Origin of the sequence: Rhizobium sp. AB2/73 (assembly GCF_020871915.1) — a bacterium.
GTDB lineage: Bacteria > Pseudomonadota > Alphaproteobacteria > Rhizobiales > Rhizobiaceae > Rhizobium > Rhizobium dioscoreae.
Genome location: NZ_CP067071.1, coordinates 3,203,501 through 3,223,382, shown reverse-complemented (window position 1 = coordinate 3,223,382; position 19,882 = coordinate 3,203,501). Strand labels below are relative to the sequence as shown.

Below are 19,882 nucleotides of genomic sequence, written 5' to 3'. Positions count from 1 at the left end.
GATCCGTGATACGGCTGGGTTATTTCTGAACATATTGGGGCGGGGGTAATCCCCGAAAGATGTCATGGGCGGGCGCTTGGCGGATCTCGGCGGCGGAATGCGGCTGAGCGAAGGTTGGAATCTGGTACTGACGGAGGCGGGCACCTGCCTCTTACCGTCCGATGTGCCGCTGACCTCAGGTTTCATTCCCGCGCCCGTGCCGGGCACGGTGGCAGAGGCGCTGGAAAAGGTCGGGCGCTTCGACCGGACAAGGCCGCAGCCGCTTCATGATCGCGATGCCTGGTACATCTGCCGTCTGGTGGATGTGGAGGCGGGCGACGCGGTCCTGCGACTGGAGGGGCTGGCGACGCTTTGCGAAGTCTTCCTCAACGGCCAGCAAATCCTTGTTTCCGAAAGCATGTTCGAGGCCCATGACCTCGACGTCACCCTGCTTGGCGGTGACGAGCTGGCGCTCTGCTTCCGCGCGCTGGAGCCGAAGCTTTCCGAGCCCGGGCCACGCGCCCGCTGGCGGCCGCAGATGATCACGCCGCAAGGCCTGCGCATGGTGCGCACGACTTTGCTCGGCCACATGCCCGGCTGGTGTCCGGAGGTTCAGGCAGTCGGTCCGTGGCGGCCGATCTCGCTGCTGCGGCCGAGCGCGCCCGTCATTCGTGATCTCTCCTTGCGGCCGGACCTGCTTGAGAATGGCGAGGGTAGGCTCTATGCCTCGCTCTCGATCGAGGGCGCCGTTGAAGAGCTGCTTTTGCGCTGCGGAGAGATGGAGCAGTCCTTCGAAAAGGATAGCGCCGGCCGCTATACCGCAATCCTGAAAATTCCCGATGTGACGCCCTGGTGGCCGCATACGCATGGCGTGCCGCAACTCCATGATGTCACGCTCGTCGTCGATGGCGTGGAGCATGCGCTCGGAAAGACCGGTTTCCGTCGGCTGTCGGTCGATCGCGGCGCCGATGGCCAGGATTTCGCTCTTGTCGTGAATGGTGAGCGGATTTTCTGCCGCGGCGCGGTCTGGACCACAGCCGATATCGTACGCCTGCCTGGCGGCCGCGACGATTATGAATCCTGGCTGCGGCTGGCGGTTGAAGCCGGCATGAACATGATCCGCATCGGCGGCACCATGGCTTACGAGACGCCGGAGCTCTACCGCCTGTGCGACGAACTTGGCCTGCTGGTCTGGCAGGATTTCATGTTTGCCAATTTCGACTATCCGAAGAATGACAAGGCGTTCAACGCCCATGTCGAGGCGGAGGTTTCGCAGCTTCTGGGCCGTACCCGCCTGTCGCCTTCGCTGGCCATCCTTTGCGGCGGCAGCGAGATCCATCAGCAGGCCGCGATGATGGGCCTGCCGGAACAGTTCTGGAAAAGCCCTGTTGTCGAGGAGATCATCCCGCCGCTGGTGCAATCGCTGCGGCCGGATGTGCCCTATGCCGTCAATTCACCCTCGGGTGGGCCGATGCCGTTTTCGCCGAATGCCGGCGTCACGCATTATTATGGCGTCGGCGCCTATATGCGGCCGCTTGCCGATGCGCGCCGTGCCGACGTCCGCTTCGCCGCAGAGAGTCTGGCTTTCGCGCATGTGCCGCAAGCCCGTACTCTGGGGCAGCATCTGCCGGTTCCCGCAGTCCATAGCCCGCTATGGAAAGAGCGGGTACCGCGCGATCGCGGCGCATCCTGGGATTTCGAGGATGTGCGTGATCATTATCTTCAGGAGCTTTACGGTTTCGAGCCCAACCGGTTGCGGCGGGAAGACCCCGATCTATACCTCAACCTTTCGCGGGCGGTGACCGGTGAAGTAGCCGAGGAGACCTATGCCGAGTGGCGCCGCCAAAGTTCCGGCTGCAACGGCGCGCTCGTCTGGACGCTGCAGGATCTGCTTCCCGGCGCCGGCTGGGGCGTGATCGATTCGACCGGAGAGCCGAAGCCGGTCTGGTATGGGCTGCGCCGCGCCTTCCGGCCAGTGCAGGTGCTGCTGATGGATGAAGGCACGAACGGTCTCGACGTACATGTCATCAACGAGAGCGATGCGGCACTGAACCTCACTGTCGAGGTCTCCTGCCTGCGCGACGGTCGTCAGATCGTCGTGGGCGGAGGCCGCGACTTAGTAATGGAAGCGCGCGGCAGGGAAAAGATAGCGTGCACTGATCTTTTTGGCGCCTTCTTCGACACGACCTATGCTTTCCGTTTCGGACCACCGTCGCATGATGTCACTGTCGCGAGGCTGACGAACTCGGTAACCGGCGCGCTCATCGCTCAGGCCTTCTACTTCCCGCTTGGCAGAACGAAAGCTTTTCACGATGCCGAGATCACTGCATCGGTTCTTCAGGAAGGCGAGGATTGGTATCTGGAGCTGATCAGCGACCGGCTGGCGCAATCGGTGCAGATCGATCTGGAAGCCTATCGGGCCGAGGACGACTGGTTCCATCTTGCGCCGGGCAGCCGGCGGATTCGCCTGTACCGGCGGGAGAGCGTTCCGGCCGATGTCATTCCATCCGGGCAAATCCGCTCCATCGGCAGCCGGCGGATCGTCGAGGTGTAACCAAGGCACGGCAAATGCGGGGACCTATCTCGCCCCTGGCGGGCGAGAAAGTAATTTCATTGGTTTAGGAATTGCGACATTGGAGGCTCAGCGCGTTCAAAGCTCGGCGCAATTTCTAAGCCATTGAAATTGCAAGAGAGGGGGTCCATTCTTGCACCAATAGACTGGAAGCTGATTGCGTCCATGCCTACCCCCGCTCTTGTAAAAACTAAGAATTAGACGAGGGACGAGCCCTCGCCTAATCCTAAGTTTTTACTTTGTCGCCCGCCAGGGGCGAGATAACTCTTCACACCAGCTCTCCTACAGCGTCACCCCATCCGGCCCGAACAGGTGGCAGCGCTCGGGATCGATATGGATGCTGACCGTCTCGCCGGCACGGATGGCTTGCTGATCTTCCAGCGCAACCGTTAGCGCCTGACCGCCATGCAGCGTGACGTAGAGGATCGTCTGGCCGCCGAGATGTTCGACGAGATCGACGCGGGCATTGCCGAGCGCCAGGCCGCGATCGCCGACATTCAGGTGCTCCGGGCGGGCGCCGAGGGTGACGGGTTGTCCTGGCTGCAGGCTGCCCAGCCGGCGCGGCAGGCGCACCGTCTGGCCGGCGAGATCGATGACGGCGGAGCCGTCGTCGGAGGCGACGATCTTGGCATCGAGAAAATTCATCTTTGGCGAGCCGATAAAGCCGGCGACGAACTTGTTCTTTGGCTTGTTATAAAGATCGAGCGGCGCGCCGACCTGTTCGATCTTGCCGCCGTTCAGCACCACGATCTTGTCGGCCATGGTCATCGCCTCGGTCTGGTCGTGGGTGACGTAGATCATGGTGTTGCCGAGGCGCTGGTGCAGGCGGGCGATCTCGACGCGCATCTGAACGCGCAGTTCCGCGTCGAGGTTCGAAAGCGGCTCGTCGAAGAGGAAGATGTTTGGCTCGCGCACGATGGCGCGGCCAATCGCGACGCGCTGGCGCTGGCCGCCGGAGAGCTGTTTCGGCTTGCGTTGCAGCAGCTGCTTGATCTGCAGGATCTCGGCTGCCTTTTCGACGCGCGGCTGGATGTCCTGCTTCTTCATGCCGGCCGTTTCCAGCCCGAAGGCAAGGTTCTTGTAAACGGTCATATGCGGGTAGAGCGCATAGGACTGGAAGACCATGGCGATGCCGCGCTTGGAGGCGGGGACATCGTTCATGCGGCTGCCGTCGAGATAGAGTCCGCCGCCGGAAATCGGCTCGAGGCCGGCTATCATGCGCAGGAGCGTGGACTTGCCGCAGCCGGAGGGGCCGACGAAGACGGTGAATTCCCCCGGCTCGATTTCCAGATCGATCCCGTGAACCACCTGAAGCTCGCCGTAGCGCTTGATAACCTTCTGTAGCGATACGCTTGTCGCCATAGGCGCTCCCTCCTTGTTGGTTCTGATGGCCTGCGGGGCAACGTTCATGACGGCCTCCAGCTCTTGTATTTCTTGGCTTCCGGCCCGACGGGGAAGCGGACCTCGGTGCGGGTTTCCGACGATTCATAGAACGCGGTGACCAGTTCCAGTGCCTGGCGGGCATCGGCCGTGGTCACCGGCAGCGGTCCGCCGGACACCAGCGCCTCATGGAACAGCCTCATCTGCGTGTTGAAACGGTTGGGGATCGGCGACCAGTCGGCGAGCAGCGCATCGATCTTCGCGCCGATCTCGTCATTGGCGGGGACGATCTTCCAGGGATCCTGGCCGGGGCTGTAGGGCTCGTGATTGCTTTCGATCAGGACGTTTTCGAAGGCGAGGCGCAGGCGGCTGATCTGCTCCTGCGACCCGAGTGTGGCGCTGATGGTGGCGAGCGCGCCATTTTCCATCAGCAGGCTGGCGCTGGCGCAATCCTCCACCTCGATATCGTTGACGCGGGTGGCGACACGGCCGAAGAGGCCCGCGATCGGCCCCATCAGATAGGTCAGCATGTCGTGCAGATGGATGGAGTGCGTCATCAGCACGCCGCCGAGTTCGGTATCCCACTTGCCGCGCCAGGGAACCGCATAATAATCGGCGCCGCGCACCCAATGCGTCTCCGACGTGGCGACATAGGGCTTGCCGGCAATACCCGAAGCGATGATGCGCTTGGCCTTCTGGATGCCGTCGCCATAGCGATACTGGAATATCGGCATCAGCCGGCCCTTGGCGATCTTTTCGGCCGCGATGACCGCATCGACATCGGCGAGCGATCCCACAAGTGGCTTTTCGCAGACCACGTGTTTGCCGGCGGCAAGCGCCTGCATGATCAGCTGGAAATGCGAACCGGGCGGCGTGCAGATGTCGACGATGTCGATATCAGGCATGTTGAGGACTTCCGAGAAATCCTTGAGGCGTCTCGCGATGCCGAATTCGTCGCCGACGGCATTCAGGCGTTCCTCGTTGAGATCGCAGAGGACGGCGACTTCGAAGCGATCCGGATGCGGCAGATAACCTTCGACGATGTGGGAGCGGCCGATGCCGAGGCCGATGATCGCGACTTTCTTGATGTCGGACATGACGCAATTACCTTTGAATGCTGTTGAGCGATGTTGCCTCGGCAAGCGCCTGCGCCTTCAGCGCCAACTCCATGGCCTTGAAGCAATGTTCCTGGCCCATGGCCGTTTCGGTGCGGTCTCTGATGTCGGCCACAAGCTGGCGGCCATAGGGCAGCTCGACGCCGCTGCAGTCGATATGCTGCATGCCCTTGCGGTCGGTGAGGAAGAGATGGTCGGTGCCGGGCCGGCCGGCGACGTCGATATATTTGCGCAGCTCGATCGTGCCTTCCGTGCCGACGATGAAGAGGCGGCCGTCGCCCCATGTCGACAGACCATCCGGCGTGAACCAGTCGACGCGGACATAGCCCGTGACGTCGGGCGTCCTCACATGGAAATCGCCATAGTCCTGCAGGCCCGGCGTTTCCGGATTGGCGCGGTTGGACACTGTCGCCGACAGCACCTCGGCTTCGAGGGAGTCTGCAAAGAACAGGAACTGCTCGCACTGATGCGAGGCGATGTCGGCGATGATGCCGCCATAGCGCTTGCGGTCGAAGAACCAGTCTGGCCGGGTGGGTTTGCGGAGCCGATGGGGGCCGAGGCCGGTCGTGTGGATGACCTTGCCGATGGCGCCTGCCTTGACCAATTCGCCTGCCTTGACCGTCGATGCCGTCTCGAAATGCTCGGAATAGAGGATGGAGACGATGCGCTTGGTCTCGGCTTGCACCTTCCGGACGTCCGCGAGCTGATCCAGCGTCACCATGCCGGGCTTGTCGAGCATCACGTCCTTGCCGTGGCGCATGGCCTCGATAGCGAGATCGGCACGCTCACTGGAAATCGCGGCGCTGACGATCAGCGCGATGGAGTGGTCCTCCAGAATTTCGCGCTTGTCAGCGACGCGTTTCGCCTGTGGAAAGCGCTCGGCGAAGGTGGCGGCGAGATCGTCTTCCACTGTATGGAAGGCGACGAGTTCGGCGCCGGCCCGCAGCATGACGTTGACCTGGCCGTAGATATGATCGTGATTGAGGCCGATGGCGGCGAAGCGCAACGCGCTCATGCGACATTTCCTTTCAGTGGGTTTGTTGGTTCGCAGTCCCAAACCTTGGGTATTCGGGACTGCGGGTTCATAATCAGCGTTTGAGGCCGGCGGTCGCGATGCCGTCGATCAGCAACCTCTGAAAGAAGAGGAAGATCAGGAAGACCGGGATCAGCGACAGGCTCGACATGGCAAACAGACCGCTCCAGTCGGAACTTCCGGTGGAGTCTACGAAGGAGCGCAAGCCGAGCTGTACCGTGTAGGTGTTGATGTCCGAAAGGTAGATCAGCGGCCCGAAGAAATCATCCCAGGTCCAGATGAAGGAAAAGATGGCGGCTGTCGCCAGAACGGGAAGCGACAGCGGCAGCATGATGCGCCAGTAGATGCGCCATGGGCTGCAGCCGTCCATCATTGCGGCCTCGTCCAGCTCGCGCGGAATGCCGCGGAAGAACTGCACCATCAGGAAGATGAAGAAGGCATCGACGGCCAGGAATTTCGGCACGACGAGCGGCAGCATGGTCTTCACCCAGCCGAGCTTGAGGAAGAGGATATATTGCGGGATCAGCGTGACGTGATAGGGCAGCATCAGCGTGCCCAGCATCAGCGCGAACCAGAAATTCTTGCCCCAGAAGTTCAGCCGCGCGAAGGCGTAGGCCGCCAGCGAGCAGGAAATGACGTTGCCGATGACCGAAAGCACGGCGATGACGGCCGAATTCCAGACGAATTTGCCGAAGGTGACCTGGCCGCCGAACCAGCCGCGGGCATAGGAGCTGAAATCGAATTGCGAGGGGATCAGCGAGGCCGTGCCGAAGATCTCGTTCTGGTCCTTGATCGAGCCGGACAGCATCCACAGCAGCGGATAGAGCATCACGATCGATGCGGCGATAAGGGCGACATGGATGAGGACGGAGAGGAACCACGGGCGCTCGCGCGGCGGCTTCATGTCCTCGGCAAAATGGGTGAGCTTCGCGTCAGTCATCGTAGTGGACCCAATAACGAGCGGAGAGGAAGGAGAAGGCGGTGAAGATCGCGATGATGATCACCAGGATCCAGGCAAGGGCCGCGGCATAGCCCATGCGGAAATAGCCGAAGGCTTCCTGGTAGAGATAGAGCGTATAGAACAGCGTCGAATCGATCGGCCCGCCGGTGCCGGAGGAAATCACATAGGCCGGCGTGAAGGCTTTGAAGGCATCGATCGTCTGGACCACGGCGTTGAAGAAGATCACGGGCGTCAGAAGCGGCAGGGTGATCTTGAAGAAAATCCGTGCCTTGGAGGCGCCGTCGAGGCTGGCGGCTTCATAAAGATCGGTCGGGATCTGGCGCAAGCCTGCGAGGAAGATGATCATCGGCGAGCCGAACTGCCAGATGGCGAGAATGACGAGCGTATAGAGCGAATAATCGGGATTGGAGATCCAGCTCGGCCCGTTGATGCCGAAGGCGTACCAGAGCAGGGTGTTGACGATGCCGTCTGCGTCGAAGATCTGCCGCCACAGCACGGCGATGGCGACGCTGGAGCCGAGCAATGACGGCAGATAGAAGATGGCACGGTAGACCGGCAGGCCCTTGATGCCGCGGTTGAGCAGCAGCGCCACCAGCAGCGCGAAGGCAAGCTTCAGCGGCACGGAGCAGACGACGTAAAACAGCGTCACCTTCATCGACGACAGGAACTTGTCGTCCGCCGTCGCAATCCGCACATAGTTGTCTATGCCGACGAGATTGGGAGACTGCAGCAGATTGTAGTCGGTAAAGGATAGATAGAGCGAGGCGATCGCCGGTCCGAGGGTCAGTCCGAAAAAGCCGATGAACCACGGCAGAAGAAAGAGATAGCCGGGTGCGTTGCGCGCGAATGCACTCGGCGCCTTATGGGAGGTCTCCACGCGCAACGGCGCGCGCGCGCCGACGGCCAAGCCGCCGGCAACGCTCTTGCTGTTTGTACCCACGGTATCAGCCTCGCGTAATGTTTGCTGCTGCCTTTTCGGTGAACTTCGTGCCAGCGTCCTGCGCGCTGGTTTTGCCGAAGGCCACCTCCTCGGCGATCTTCTTCAGCAGGAAAGCATTCTCGCCGGCGCCGTTCGGTGGGGATGGCGGCAGCGCTCCGACACGCGGTGTCAGCCGGCCGATATAATCGACCACCTGTTTGCTGACGGGATCCAGATCCGGCGTCAGAAGATCGCGGATCTTTTTTGAAGGCGGAACGCCGCGCTCGACTCCGAGTGCCTTCGTGCCTTCCGGGTCTTCGACCAGATAATTGACGAAGGCGACGGCGGCATCCTTGTTCTGGGATGTTGCCGAGACCGACATGAGCATGGAGGGCTTCAGATACTGGCCCGGTTTGCTATCGGCATTGGCCGGATAGGAGACGATATCGAGCTTCTCTTTGACCAGACCCTGAATGGCGACGAACTGATTGGAATGGGCGTAGCTGACGGCCGCCTTTTTGGTCACGAGCATGTCGGTTTCGAGGGTCTGCTGGTCCAGCGCCTGAACGTCGGCTGGCGTGCACGCGCCGATCTCTCGCATATGGCCCCAGAAATCGAACCATTCGGTGGCATCCTTGGCCTCGAAAGCCAGCTTGCCATCAGCCGTGTAGAGCGCCTTGCCGCGCTGGCGCAGCCAGCATTCCAAGGCGGGCTCGCTGCCGCCGGCATCTGCCGTGCCATAGAAGCCGCGGCGTTTCTTGGCAGCCGTCACCTTGGCACAGGCCTCGCCGAGCTGCTCCCATGTCATGCCGTCATGCGGCGGCTCGACGCCGGCCTCTTTCCAGGCGGCCGTATTGACGACGACCATTGAGGAATTCACGCCGAGGCTGACACCGTAGATCTTGTTGTCGACCTTGCCGGAATCGATGTTGGCCGGGCCGAAATCCTCGATCGCCAGGCTCTTGCCGAGATAGGGCGTCATGTCGAGCAGCGCGCCGCGGCGGGCATATTCGAAGATGTAGCGATAATCCATCTGTATGAGGTCGGGCGCATTGCCGCCGCCGGTCTGTGTGGCGAGGCGGGTCCAGTAGCTATCCCAGCCGAAGGATTCGCCGGCAATGGTGATATCCGGGTTCTTGGTCTGATAGGCCTTTACGGCTGCGAATGTCCGATCTGCACGTTCCTTCGATCCCCACCAAAGAAGGCGCATCGCGGTCGCCGCATTGGCGCGGGATAGTCCGATACTGCTGAAAGCTAGCGTAGCTGCCATGCCGGCAAGCAATTGCCGGCGGTCGATCGTCAACGTCATCCTGGTCTCCTCCCCAGCGAACCGATGATTTACGAACTGCTTTGCATGATATAACTATTTGGTTACAAGTTGGATAGAAACGCGACCGCTGTCAAGCGCCAATCGCGCGGCAATCAAAACGATGCGTGCCGGAACCGGCCGCATCCGTCGCTGATGCTACCCTTCGGAAGGAGATCGTCCATGGCGGCCAGGGCGAGACAAGAGACTGAAAATAAAGCACAAGCGGATGCCGACAAGGCCGCGGGCAAGCGGTCGAGAAAGGCATCGCGCAATCCGCAGCGCACCCATGCCACGATCTTGGACGCGGCGACGGAAGAATTTGCCGCGCATGGTTTCGGCGGCGCCCGGATGGATGCGATCGCGGCGCGGGCGCAGACCAACAAGCGTATGCTCTATCATTATTTCGGCGACAAGGAGGGACTCTATCTCGCCGTGCTGGAGGCGAGTTATGCGACGATCCGCAATGCCGAAAAGCAGTTGGATCTGGCGCATCGTCATCCGGAGGAGGGGATGCGGGAGCTGGCCCTGTTCACCTGGCGGCATTTTCTCGCGCATCCTGAGTTTCTGAGCCTGCTTGCCACCGAAAATCTGCATCATGCGCATTATCTGCAGCGCTCCGACAAAGTCTCGGCCATGCATTCGCATCTGATCGACGAACTTGCGGACGTGCTGCGCCGTGGGGAGGCACTTGGCATTTTCCGGCCGGCGGTCGATCCCATATCAGTCTATCTCACGATCGCGGCACTCGGCTTTTTCTATCTGTCTAACCGGCACACCTTGTCGACGATTTTCGCGCGGAAGCTGACGGCGCCGGATGCGCTCAATGACTGGGGCGAGCATATCGTTGCCGTCACGCTTGCTTCAATCCGCGGGTAGTGTTCGGCAGTGCGGCGGTTCGAGAAATTTTCAAAAGGTGATTGACAAGGCCGGAGGTAACGCGCGATCTTGTAACCATATGGTTACATTGCCTGATTGACCAAGCATTTGCTTTTCCTGGTTCTGGAGGGAATTGGGGATGGAGGAGATAGCGTGAGCCTGTCGTTACGATGCCACGTGGCCGGAGATTTGAAGAACCGGTTCTGCAACGAACGAATGCCCTCATTCGGATCCCAAGCAAATAGACTTGCCTGACCATCACAGGAGCTGACTAACACCATGACCGAACCATTGACCATCAGGCTTGTCGAGGCAGAGACATTCGAGCGTCCGGTCAAGCTGCGGCTTCCCTTCCGTTTCGGTGCGGCGACCTTGCGCGAGGCGCGGCAGATCTTTCTGCGCGTGCGCATCGAGGATGCGCAAGGGCGCTCGGCCGAGGGGATGGCCGCCGAGTTGATGGTGCCGAAATGGTTCGACAAATCGCCGGAACTTTCCAATGCGGACAATGAAAACCAGCTGCGGCGTTCGCTGGCGCTAGCGCTCGATTCCTTAGGAGGTGCTGGTGCGGGAACGGCTTTCGGCCTGCATGCCGCCGTCGAGGCCTCGCATCATGCGCAAGCGGCAGCCGAGAAGCTGAACGGGCTAGTCGCATCCTTCGGCCTGGCGCTTGCCAACCGGGCTATTCTCGATGCGCTCTGCCGGCTTGAGGGGCTGACGGTCGCGCAAGCGATCAAGGCGAACCGCCCCGGCATCGATGCTTCCACCGCACGCGATCTCGCGGGCTTTGATCTCTCAGGTTTCCTAGTAAGTTTACAGCCATCGGCAAGCCTTGCTGCCCGCCATACCGTCGGTCTGGTGGATGCCATCGTGCCAGGCGATATTCCGGCAAGCGAGCGGCTGAACGATGGCCTGCCGGAAAGTTTCGAAGAGGCGATCGACGCCTATGGGCTGACGTTCTTCAAAGTGAAGGTGTCGGGCGTTCCCGACGCGGATATCGACCGCCTTTGCCGCGTCGCTGACGTCATCGACGCCAAGGTGCCGAACTATTCGGTGACGCTCGACGGCAACGAACAATTCTCGTCGGCCGAAGCCGTTGCCGATCTGCTTTCCCGTGTGAAGGCAGAGTCGAGGCTGGCAAGATTTGCAGCATCGATCCTGTTCGTCGAGCAGCCGATCGCCCGCGTGCATGCCTTCGAGAAGCCGGTGAAGACGTTGGCTGCCTTCAAGCCGGTGGAAATCGACGAATCCGATGCCGATATCGATGCCTTCGTCACGGCGAAGGGGCTTGGCTATACCGGCATCTCCTCGAAATCCTGCAAAGGCTTCTATCGCTCGCTATTGAACCGGGCGCGCGTCGCGAAATGGAGTGCTGAGGACGGTATCCCCTATTTCATGTCGGCCGAGGATCTGACGACGCAGGGCGGTCTTGCCGTGCAGCAGGATCTGGCGCTCGCTTCCCTCATCGGCATGACGCATATCGAGCGCAACGGTCACCACTATGTCGACGGCATGGCCGGCGCGCCGGAGGCAGAGCAGGCCGCTTTCGCCGAGGTTCATTCCGATCTCTATCGCATCAGCAATGGCCGCACGCGGCTGCGGATCGAGGGGGGACAGCTTGCGATCGGCTCCGTTATCGGTGCTGTCGGTCTCGGCTCGTCGGTTGCGCCGGATTGGGCGGCGATGGAGAGGTCGCCGGCATAGGATTTTGTCAAGGTTATGAGAGTTTTTCCAAACATATTGCCGCGCGTGGCTCTTCACCCCGGCCCTCTGGCCGCAAGCGGTAGGGCAAGCGCATGTGAATTGAGATTGTTGCCACGCACCTCCTTCTCCCCTCGGGGAGAAGGTGCCAACAGGCGGATGAGGGGGTGTCTGCCAAGAATACGAAAATTCCCGCATTCAAAGCAGTCAACCCCCTCATCCGACCCTTCGGGCCACCTTCTCCCCGAGGGGAGAAGGAACTTGCGGCACCGATGTGCTTCAAATGTGCTCTACCGCAAGCGGGGAGAGGGTTGGGGTGAGGGGCATATCACCTGAGTGAAGGCCGCCGAGGCCTCATCATCGCTGTTTGCAGATTGTGGAGGAGCAGATGCAGTCATCGAAGAAACGCTACGCTCTGGTCGGGACGGGTCACCGCGGCACGACCATGTGGGGCAAGGATCTGGTCGAGCGTTGGAGCAACGAGGTGGAGCTCGTGGCGGTCTGCGATCTCAATGCCATGCGGGCAAAGCGGGCGCTGGAGTATATCGGCGCCTCGGTGCCCATCTATACCGACTTCGAAGAATTACTAAGGACGGAAAAGCCGGATCTTGTCATCGTCTGCACCCGCGATTCCACCCATGACGATCTGATCGTCAAGGCAATGGAGGCCGGCGCCGATGTCATCAGCGAGAAGCCGATGACGACGACCGTCGACAAGATCAAGCGCATTCTCAATGCCGAGGCGCGTACCGGCAAGCGGTTGGATATTTCCTTCAATTACCGCTTCGCGCCGACCGCTGCGAAGATCAAGGAGCTGATCAATTCCGGCGCCATCGGCGATGTCACCTCTGTCGATTTCCATTGGTATCTCGATACAAGCCATGGCGCCGATTACTTCCGCCGCTGGCATGCTTATGTCGAAAATTCCGGCAGCCTCTTCGTTCATAAGGCCACGCATCATTTCGACCTTCTGAACTGGTATCTGGATTCCGATCCGGAAACGGTCGCCGCCTTTGCCGATCTCAAGCATTATGGCCGCAAAGGCCCGTTCCGCGGCGAGCGCTGTCGCACCTGCCGGTACAAGGGCGAGTGCGACTATTATCTCGACATCAGTGCAACGCCGCTGCTCGAAAGCCTCTATGAAGACCCCTCATCCGCCGATGGGTATGTGCGCGATGCCTGCGTCTTCCGCGAGGATATCGATATCCCCGATACGATGGTTGCCTCCATCCGCTATCGCAACGGCGTCAACGTCTCCTATTCCCTGAATACCTATATGCCGATCGAAGGGCATCATATCGCCTTCAACGGACACAAGGGCCGAATCGAGCTGCGCCAATACGAGAAGCAGAACTGGACGACGCCGCCGGCCGACGAGATCGTGGTCATGAAGAATTTCGGCGCCGTGGAGCGCATATGGGTGCCGCACTCCTCCGGCGGGCACTATGGCGGCGATGACCGGCTGCGCAACATGTTGCTGCGCTCCGGCCCGAATGACGAACTCAAGCAGCGAGCCGGCTCGCGCGCGGGGGCGATGTCTGTGCTTTGCGGTATCGCCGCGCTACAGAGCAGCCGCACCGGTCAGCAGGTGTCGGTTGCCAATATCTGGGGCGAAGATGGCGGGTTGAACTTGCTGGAGCCGCGGCCTTAGGGCCGCGGTATTGAGCTTCCCGTTTCGAGATCAGCTGCAGCTCGGCAGCTGCTGAGCGTAGATCCGCGTCATGCCGTTGAAGCGCTTGGCGCCGGCAAGAGCGGTTCCATTGCCGCGCCAGGCTCCCTGCAGATAACCCTTGGGGCCTGAGTAATAGGCAAGATAGAGATCGTAGGAATCGTTCAGGGCGATGCCGGTCTGCAGGTGGGTCTGATAATGATACCAGCCGACGAAGTCGATGGCGTCGGCGAAATTGGTGCGGCTTGCTGTCCAGTTGCCCGTCTCGCGCTTGTATTTGTCCCAGGTGCCGTCGAGCGCTTGCGAATAGCCATAGGCCGTCGTCGGGCGCTTCCAGGGAATGAAGCCGAGCAAGTAGCGCCGCGGCGGACGGGCGCGCGGCCGGAAGCCGGATTCGGTATAGATCGTCGCCATCAGGATCGGCACCGGCACACCGTACTTGCGTTCCGTGCGTTCGGCGGCGCGCTGCCAATTGTTGAACCAGCCATCGCGCTGGTCGAAGATCGCGCAGATATTGCGGGTATGGCGGGGTGCGGTGGCGCAGCCTGCCAGTATGCCGAGCAGCATTACGGCCAGAATGGAAAGGACGCGGGTACGCATTACTAGAACCTCTTCATTGCTGCGCCGTGCGTCTTTCAAAAGCACGAGATATGCAGCAACAACCTATCGGCGCATGATCCTTTTCAAAAGTTCGAGGCAGAGCTTTTGGCGGACCGACGCTCATGAGATTGCTAGCGCGGAATGATTAAAAACGGGTTGTTTGCCTGTGCCGAAATGGGGCGATTTCAGGGTTTTTTCATGGATTTGCTGCGCCGCATCATGCCATCAGCGCCATATCCTCGCGGCGGATTTCATAGAGCAGCGGCTTACCCTCGATGAAGCGGATGGCTTCGTCGACCGCCATCTCGCCGAGGCGGGTCCGCTCCAGCCCGACGGCACCGGCAATATGCGGCGTCAGGAAGACGTTCGGCAGCTCGTAAAGCGCCGAGGTGGCTTCCGGAATTTCCGGATCGGTGACGTCGATGATCGCGTCGATGTGGCCGGCTTTCAGCACGGCGATCAGGGCCGCTTCATCGACCAGTGCGCCGCGTGCCGTATTGATGAACGTCGCCCCCTTCTTCATCAGCGAGAGTCGTCGGGCGTCGATCATATGGCGCGTGGCAGGCAGCGAGGGTGCATGCAGCGAGACGATGTCGGCCGATGCCATCAGTGCGTCCAACTCGGCTTTTTCAACACCGAGGCGCGTCGCTTCGGCCGCATCGACCATCGGGTCATAGAGCAGGATGCGGTAGTTGAAGGGGGCAAGCAGTTCGATCACCCGCCGGCCGATCCGCGAGGCGCCGATGATACCGATGGTGCGGCCGTAATTGCCGATCGCTTCGGTCTGCATTGGTACCGTCCGGTTGCGGTTGCGGTCGGCGACGTAGAAATCGCGAAAGCGGAAGACCTTCTTGCCGGCGAAGATGATGGCGGCAAGCGTGAATTCGGCGACCGGCAGGGCATTGGCCTGGGCGGCATGGCTCACCAAGATACCGCGATCGAATAGGCTGTCGCCCACTAGTCCTTTCACCGTTCCTGCGGCATGAACCACCAGCTTCAGATGCGGCGCCTGTGCGAGCGCGGCACCATCGATCATCGGCGCCCCCCAGCCGGTGATCAGGATTTCGGTTTCCGCGAGTAGCTTGGTCGCGCGCACATCGTCGAAGCTTTGCATCGGTGCGGCGTCGAGTACGCGGCCGATGGAATCGAGGCGCTGTATGAGCGCCTCGGGCAGGACGTGCTGTGTGCGCGACGGTAGCATGGCGAATGATATTGCGGGGCGGCTGGAGAGGGATGGCGTCATGGCAGGCGGCCCGGCGCCTCGATGGCGCTGACCGTAACGCCCTTGTCTCTGATGAGGGCGCGCAGCGTGCCGATATCGGGTTTGGCTGGCGGCCTGCTCCAGGCGTGATCGACGGCAGCCGGGTCTTTCTCCGCAAGTACGGCTGAGACGAGAATGGTCTCGCCAGCCGGAATCGTGCCCCGCAATTGCGGCACCAGCGTTTTGGAAACGATGAGGTTGGTGTTTGGGGGCGCTTTCTGCGCGATGCCTTCACGTGTGATCGTCGAGCCGAGATCGAGAATGCCGCTGAAATCCTCTTCGCCGATGGCATAGGCGACTCCGATGGCGGAGGAGAGCGTATCGGACTCGAAATCGCGCCTTGCAATGGCAAAGCCGCCTTCGGCCGTCTGCAGCGGCCGTGGCGTAGCGATCCTGTGCAGTCGGATATGCCAAGGCGAGGCCGGCACCAGCCAGGTTTCCACGGTCACATCCTGATAGGGCGACCATTTGGCATAGAGCGTATCGCCGGCAAGCTTCGCCTCTTCATTGGTCTCGCGCACGCGATAATGCAGGCCGTCGTCGCTGAAGGCGAGCATGCTGTCGAAGACGCCGCCAGCAAAGATGCGCTCGTCGCTTTCAACGCTGAAGCCATAGCGGGCGGAATAGGCGAACTTCGAATATTTCTCCGCACCAAAGCGCATCTGCTGGTTTTCCTGGCCGGAGGAGAGTGCAATGACATCATTCTTGCCGCGCATCAGGACCATGCCGGGGTGTCTTTGCGGGATGATAGCCGGCTCGCTCTCTGGTGGCTTTTCTTCCGCAGTCCAGAACGGATGCGTTTCGGGAAGTACCAGTGGCAGGAAGGCCTTGAAGGCCCAATAGGGGGAGCCGGCGGAATTATAATTCTCTGACATCAACAGGTTGGGATAGGCAAAGCCGATCGGCAGGGTGCCGTCGCGATGGGCGATCGGCTTGTCGGCCCACCAGCGCAGGTGCCGAAGGCAAAGGCCCTTGATCTCGCCCCAAGGCAGCGCCTCAACATCAGCAAAGGCGAGCGCCGACCAGAAGCCGGCGCAGGCGAAGCGATAGGTGAGGCTGCGGCCGAAGGGGATCGTGGCGCCATCGGGCGCGAACCAATGTCGGAAATCTCTCGCGAAAAGGACGGCACGCTCGCGATAGCGGTTGGCGCGGTCGTCATCCACCAGCTTGGAATAGATCAGCCCATAGAAGTGCATGGCGAAGGGAATGTAGTGATCGATGCGGCGGACATTGCCGTCGCGATACCAGCCGTCATCGATGTAGAAACCGTCGAGTTCGTTCAGGTAGCTTTCCGTCAGGCTGCGGTCGAATGAGGCGCGGAGCCGGTCGAGCGCGATATCGACGAAGACGCGGAAGAACTTCCAATTGTTGTCGGCGTAGTCGAAGGTGCGGGCGTGCTTGAGGTAGGCGATCAGATTGTCACGAGCACGTTGGTCGAGCGGCTCCCAGATCTTCTCCGGCACGAGCGCCAGCGCGAAGCCGAGGGCGGCCAGCTCGACCATGCGCTGATCGCGGCCATTGACCGTGCCCCAATATTCCGGATGCTTCGGGTCGACGCCATTGGCGAGGCCTTCGACATAGCGATCCCAATGGCGGAAATCGCCACCGCCGGCGCCGAGCGGCGCCAACCCCCAGAGCGGACGGGCGAAACCTTCGAGATCGGCGGCTGCCCGGTCGAAATGGGCGCCTGCGCCATCGATGCGGACGCGCGCATTGCCCTCGGAAAAATAAGGCAGCAGCGGATTGAACAGATCGGTCAGCGCGCGGCGCATGTCCGTAAGGGTCTTCAGCGGGTTGCCGGCAAGAGGATTGGAGCTGGCGGGGTCATAGATCATCGGTTCGGCTTTCTCGATCGTTTCCGCGGCTGGGATTGGATTTCAGGTTTCGGGTGGCAGCGTGCCGCCGGCAACCGGCGGCACGCCGTGGCAGATGTGGCGGGCCGGCGCATTGCGGTCACGGAAGCGTGCGATCATCAGGCCGATGGCTTCCCGGCCGAGGGCTGCGCGGTCGACGCGCATGGTTGCCAGCCGGGGATTGGTCATCAGGGCACAGGGAAGATCGTCGAAGCCAACGATGGCGAAATCCTCCGGCACCCGCAGACCGGCTTCGGTGGCGGCGTCGAGCACGCCGACGGCGATGAAATCGTTCATGCAGAAGGCGGCGGTATAGCCTTCGCCTGCGGCAAGGACCTCGGCGGTCTTGTCATGGGCTTCCTGGCTGGAGCTGCCCCTGAAATTCATCTGCACGATGCGGCCTTCAGCGCCTTCCACCGAAGCGATCGCCGCCTCGAAGCCGCGGATGCGCTCGCGGATCGTCTGGCGATGCGAGCCGGTCAAATGCAGGATACGGCGATGACCGGCGTTAAGCAGGCGCCGGGTCGCGTTATAGGCGCCGAAGAAATTCGAGGGTGAAACGCCGTCGAAGCGCAGCTTCGGATCGGTGCCGTTGACGAGCACGGTCGGCGTGCCGCTGGCCTCGAGCCATCGGCAAAGCTCCTCCGAGGGATCGATGCCGACGAGGAAGAGGCCCTCGGCACCGGCGGTCTGCAGATATTCTTTCACCAGTTCCGGTTCCGTCCTTGCCTCCCGGATGAGTCGGATATCGAAGCGCATGCCGCGCTCGGTGGCGCCTGCGCGCAGGCCTTCGAGGATGCCTTCATAGAAGACGCTCAAACCGCCGGTGACGCTGTCGCTGGCGATCAATGCCAAGCCGCCGGCCGCCGTTTCGGCTGCCGTCTTCAGCGGATAGCCGAGATCGCTTGCCACCTTGAAGATGTGCTGGCGGATCGTCTCGCTGATGCCGGGTTCATTGGTGAGGACCCGCGACACCGTCGAGACGGAGACGCCGGCGGCAATGGCGATGTCTGCCTGCCTGATGCGTTTGGAGCGAGTATCGTTCATATCGCAAACGCTATGCAAACTTATGCAAATTTGCAATAAAAAGATTTTTTATTGCACAGTGCAATGAAGTTGCATATCGTCGCGCTGACTTGTCCGCTGAAGGCGTCGGGGAGATCGCCGCGGATGACAACGCAAGAGAAGGAGGAATCTCATGCGCATGAATCGTCGTTCTTTCATCATCGGAGCTGCCGGAACCGCGGCTGGCCTTGCCCTTGGGGGAGGCGCAATGCCCGCCTTTGCCGATACGACGCAGCTCCGGGCCATGTGGTGGGGTTCGCCCGATCGCGGCAAGCGCACGGTCGCCGTTGCCGAACTGTTTCACAGCAAGAACCCCGATCTGTCCGTCGTCGGCGAGAGCATCAGCGGCGACGGCTATTGGGCGAAGCTTGCCACCGGCATGGCCAGCCAGAACATCGCCGATGTCTTCCAGCTCGAGCCAAGCACGATCTCCGACTATTCCAAGCGTGGCGCCTGCATGCCGCTCGACCAATTCGTGCCCTCGACACTGAATGTCGACAGTTTCGGCAAGGACGTGCTGAAGCTGACCACGGTCGACAACAAGCTTTATGGCGTCGGTCTTGGGCTGAATTCCTTCGCGATGTTTTATGATGAGGACATGTTCAAGAAAACCGGCCTGACGCCGCCCGGTCCGACCACGACATGGGCCGAATATGCCGATCTCGCCGTGGAAATGACCAAGGCTGCCGGCAAGCGCGGCTATTGGGGCGGTCCTTATGGCGCGCGCTACAATTATGTGCTCGATGTCTGGCTGCGCCAGCGCGGCAAGAGCCTCTTTACGGAGGAGGGCGGGCTCGGCTTTGGCGTCGACGATGCCAAGGAATGGTACAGCTACTGGGAAGAGCTGCGCAAACGCGGCGGTACGGTCTCCGCCGATGTGCAGACGCTCGACCAGAACGTTATCGAGAGCAATTGCCTGGCGCTCGGCAAATCGGCCATCGGCATGGCCTATTCCAACCAGCTCGTCGGCTATCAGCTTGTCGTCAAAAGCAAGCTCGCCATCACCATGCTTCCACGCGAGAAGAAGGATGGCCCCTCCGGCCATTACTATCGTCCGGCGCTGATCTGGAGTGTGGGCGCCACCAGCAAGAATGGCGAAGCAGCCGCCAAATTCATCAATTTCTTCGTCAATGATGTCGAGGCTGGCAAGATCCTCGGTGTCGAACGCGGCGTGCCGATGTCGCCCGCCGTACGCGCCGCCATCCTGCCGACGCTCAATCCGGTGGAGCAGCAGACGGTGCACTATATCGAGCTGCTGAAGGATCAGGTCGGAACCTATCCCGTGCCGGCGCCGCTCGGCTCCCAGGAATTCGACGCGAACGTCGCCCGCCCCGTCGCCGATCAGCTCGCCTTCGGCAAGATCACGGTCGCCGAGGCGGCGAAGCGGCTGGTGGAAGAAGGTGCGGCGAAATTGAAGCGGAAGGGTTGAGTGGAGTTTATCCGGGCTTTGTTATATGCCGCGCCGCTGTCACCCCCCTCTGTCACTTCGTGACATCTCCCCCACAAGGGGGGAGATCGGTAACTCGCGGGCATGCCGTACCTCAAGGAAACTCGAATCCGGTCAAATGCTGTTTATTGTTTTACGAGTGACG

Annotated in this window: 15 protein-coding genes; 5 read left to right on the top strand and 10 right to left on the bottom strand. The window is 61.1% G+C overall.

The genetic code is table 11. The features are described from left to right. Positions 1-64: 64 nt before the first annotated feature. Entirely contained in the window at positions 65-2,533 is a 2,469-nt protein-coding gene (locus I8E17_RS15840) for a glycoside hydrolase family 2 protein (RefSeq protein WP_113367204.1), read from the top strand. 300 nt (positions 2,534-2,833) lie between these two features. Here I8E17_RS15840 and ugpC read toward each other — a convergent pair whose 3' ends face one another. The 6 genes from ugpC to I8E17_RS15810 all read right to left on the bottom strand — a co-directional run bounded on the left by ugpC (position 2,834) and on the right by I8E17_RS15810 (position 9,268). Beyond that, positions 2,834-3,913 carry a sn-glycerol-3-phosphate ABC transporter ATP-binding protein UgpC gene (gene ugpC / locus I8E17_RS15835; RefSeq protein ID WP_069611653.1) on the bottom strand — a complete coding sequence of 360 codons (1,080 nt, stop codon included), beginning with the start codon at positions 3,911-3,913 and terminating at the stop codon, positions 2,834-2,836. Between the two features lie 44 nt (positions 3,914-3,957). Further along, complete coding sequence (locus I8E17_RS15830; RefSeq protein WP_069611565.1) at positions 3,958-5,028, bottom strand: Gfo/Idh/MocA family oxidoreductase; 1,071 nt, start codon at positions 5,026-5,028, stop codon at positions 3,958-3,960. A gap of 7 nt (positions 5,029-5,035) precedes the next feature. Continuing rightward, positions 5,036-6,061 carry a Gfo/Idh/MocA family oxidoreductase gene (locus I8E17_RS15825; RefSeq protein WP_113367205.1) on the bottom strand — a complete coding sequence of 342 codons (1,026 nt, stop codon included), beginning with the start codon at positions 6,059-6,061 and terminating at the stop codon, positions 5,036-5,038. A gap of 73 nt (positions 6,062-6,134) precedes the next feature. After that, complete coding sequence (locus I8E17_RS15820) at positions 6,135-6,983, bottom strand: carbohydrate ABC transporter permease (RefSeq protein ID WP_229002120.1); 849 nt, start codon at positions 6,981-6,983, stop codon at positions 6,135-6,137. A gap of 28 nt (positions 6,984-7,011) precedes the next feature. Continuing rightward, on the bottom strand, positions 7,012-7,923 hold the full coding sequence (locus I8E17_RS15815) for a sugar ABC transporter permease (protein WP_229002119.1): 912 nt from the start codon (positions 7,921-7,923) through the stop codon (positions 7,012-7,014). Between the two features lie 61 nt (positions 7,924-7,984). Beyond that, the gene (locus tag I8E17_RS15810) at positions 7,985-9,268 is read right to left on the bottom strand and encodes an ABC transporter substrate-binding protein (RefSeq protein ID WP_112724179.1); all 1,284 of its coding nucleotides are present in this window, start codon (positions 9,266-9,268) and stop codon (positions 7,985-7,987) included. 180 nt (positions 9,269-9,448) lie between these two features. Between I8E17_RS15810 and I8E17_RS15805 the strand changes: the two genes are divergently transcribed. The 3 genes from I8E17_RS15805 (at position 9,449) to I8E17_RS15795 (ending at position 13,493) form a co-directional block, all read left to right on the top strand. After that, positions 9,449-10,144, top strand: coding sequence for a TetR/AcrR family transcriptional regulator (locus tag I8E17_RS15805; protein ID WP_113367206.1), 696 nt, complete (start codon positions 9,449-9,451; stop codon positions 10,142-10,144). Between the two features lie 279 nt (positions 10,145-10,423). Beyond that, positions 10,424-11,845, top strand: coding sequence for a mandelate racemase (locus I8E17_RS15800; protein WP_113367207.1), 1,422 nt, complete (start codon positions 10,424-10,426; stop codon positions 11,843-11,845). Positions 11,846-12,230: 385 nt separating this feature from the next. Continuing rightward, the gene (locus I8E17_RS15795) at positions 12,231-13,493 is read left to right on the top strand and encodes a Gfo/Idh/MocA family oxidoreductase (protein WP_113367208.1); all 1,263 of its coding nucleotides are present in this window, start codon (positions 12,231-12,233) and stop codon (positions 13,491-13,493) included. A 30-nt stretch (positions 13,494-13,523) separates the two neighbouring features. Here the strand turns inward: I8E17_RS15795 and I8E17_RS15790 are convergent, their stop codons facing one another. From I8E17_RS15790 to I8E17_RS15775, 4 genes are all read right to left on the bottom strand, one after another. Continuing rightward, positions 13,524-14,111, bottom strand: a complete 588-nt coding sequence (locus I8E17_RS15790) for a transglycosylase SLT domain-containing protein (RefSeq protein ID WP_113367209.1) — start codon at positions 14,109-14,111, stop codon at positions 13,524-13,526. A 217-nt stretch (positions 14,112-14,328) separates the two neighbouring features. Next, a complete protein-coding gene (locus tag I8E17_RS15785; RefSeq protein WP_113367210.1) occupies positions 14,329-15,354 on the bottom strand; it encodes a hydroxyacid dehydrogenase in 1,026 nt (341 codons plus the stop codon). Then, a complete protein-coding gene (locus I8E17_RS15780; RefSeq protein ID WP_113367211.1) occupies positions 15,351-17,207 on the bottom strand; it encodes a DUF2264 domain-containing protein in 1,857 nt (618 codons plus the stop codon). Before I8E17_RS15780 ends, I8E17_RS15785 begins: the two co-directional genes overlap by 4 nt. Positions 17,208-17,249: 42 nt before the next feature. Continuing rightward, positions 17,250-18,272 (bottom strand): LacI family DNA-binding transcriptional regulator, encoded by a 1,023-nt coding sequence (locus tag I8E17_RS15775; protein WP_113367212.1) that lies wholly within the window; start codon positions 18,270-18,272, stop codon positions 17,250-17,252. A gap of 151 nt (positions 18,273-18,423) precedes the next feature. Between I8E17_RS15775 and I8E17_RS15770 the strand changes: the two genes are divergently transcribed. Continuing rightward, positions 18,424-19,719 (top strand): ABC transporter substrate-binding protein, encoded by a 1,296-nt coding sequence (locus I8E17_RS15770; RefSeq protein WP_113367213.1) that lies wholly within the window; start codon positions 18,424-18,426, stop codon positions 19,717-19,719. The last annotated feature ends 163 nt before the right edge of the window (positions 19,720-19,882 follow it).

Coding starts and splice junctions, on each gene's coding strand:
- I8E17_RS15840 (WP_113367204.1), top strand. CDS start 65: ATGGGCGGGCGCTTGGCGGATCTCGGCGGCGGAATGCGGCTGAGCGAA.
- ugpC (WP_069611653.1), bottom strand. CDS start 3,913: ATGGCGACAAGCGTATCGCTACAGAAGGTTATCAAGCGCTACGGCGAG.
- I8E17_RS15830 (WP_069611565.1), bottom strand. CDS start 5,028: ATGTCCGACATCAAGAAAGTCGCGATCATCGGCCTCGGCATCGGCCGC.
- I8E17_RS15825 (WP_113367205.1), bottom strand. CDS start 6,061: ATGAGCGCGTTGCGCTTCGCCGCCATCGGCCTCAATCACGATCATATC.
- I8E17_RS15820 (WP_229002120.1), bottom strand. CDS start 6,983: ATGAAGCCGCCGCGCGAGCGCCCGTGGTTCCTCTCCGTCCTCATCCAT.
- I8E17_RS15810 (WP_112724179.1), bottom strand. CDS start 9,268: ATGACGTTGACGATCGACCGCCGGCAATTGCTTGCCGGCATGGCAGCT.
- I8E17_RS15805 (WP_113367206.1), top strand. CDS start 9,449: ATGGCGGCCAGGGCGAGACAAGAGACTGAAAATAAAGCACAAGCGGAT.
- I8E17_RS15800 (WP_113367207.1), top strand. CDS start 10,424: ATGACCGAACCATTGACCATCAGGCTTGTCGAGGCAGAGACATTCGAG.
- I8E17_RS15795 (WP_113367208.1), top strand. CDS start 12,231: ATGCAGTCATCGAAGAAACGCTACGCTCTGGTCGGGACGGGTCACCGC.
- I8E17_RS15790 (WP_113367209.1), bottom strand. CDS start 14,111: ATGCGTACCCGCGTCCTTTCCATTCTGGCCGTAATGCTGCTCGGCATA.
- I8E17_RS15785 (WP_113367210.1), bottom strand. CDS start 15,354: ATGACGCCATCCCTCTCCAGCCGCCCCGCAATATCATTCGCCATGCTA.
- I8E17_RS15780 (WP_113367211.1), bottom strand. CDS start 17,207: ATGATCTATGACCCCGCCAGCTCCAATCCTCTTGCCGGCAACCCGCTG.
- I8E17_RS15775 (WP_113367212.1), bottom strand. CDS start 18,272: ATGAACGATACTCGCTCCAAACGCATCAGGCAGGCAGACATCGCCATT.
- I8E17_RS15770 (WP_113367213.1), top strand. CDS start 18,424: ATGCGCATGAATCGTCGTTCTTTCATCATCGGAGCTGCCGGAACCGCG.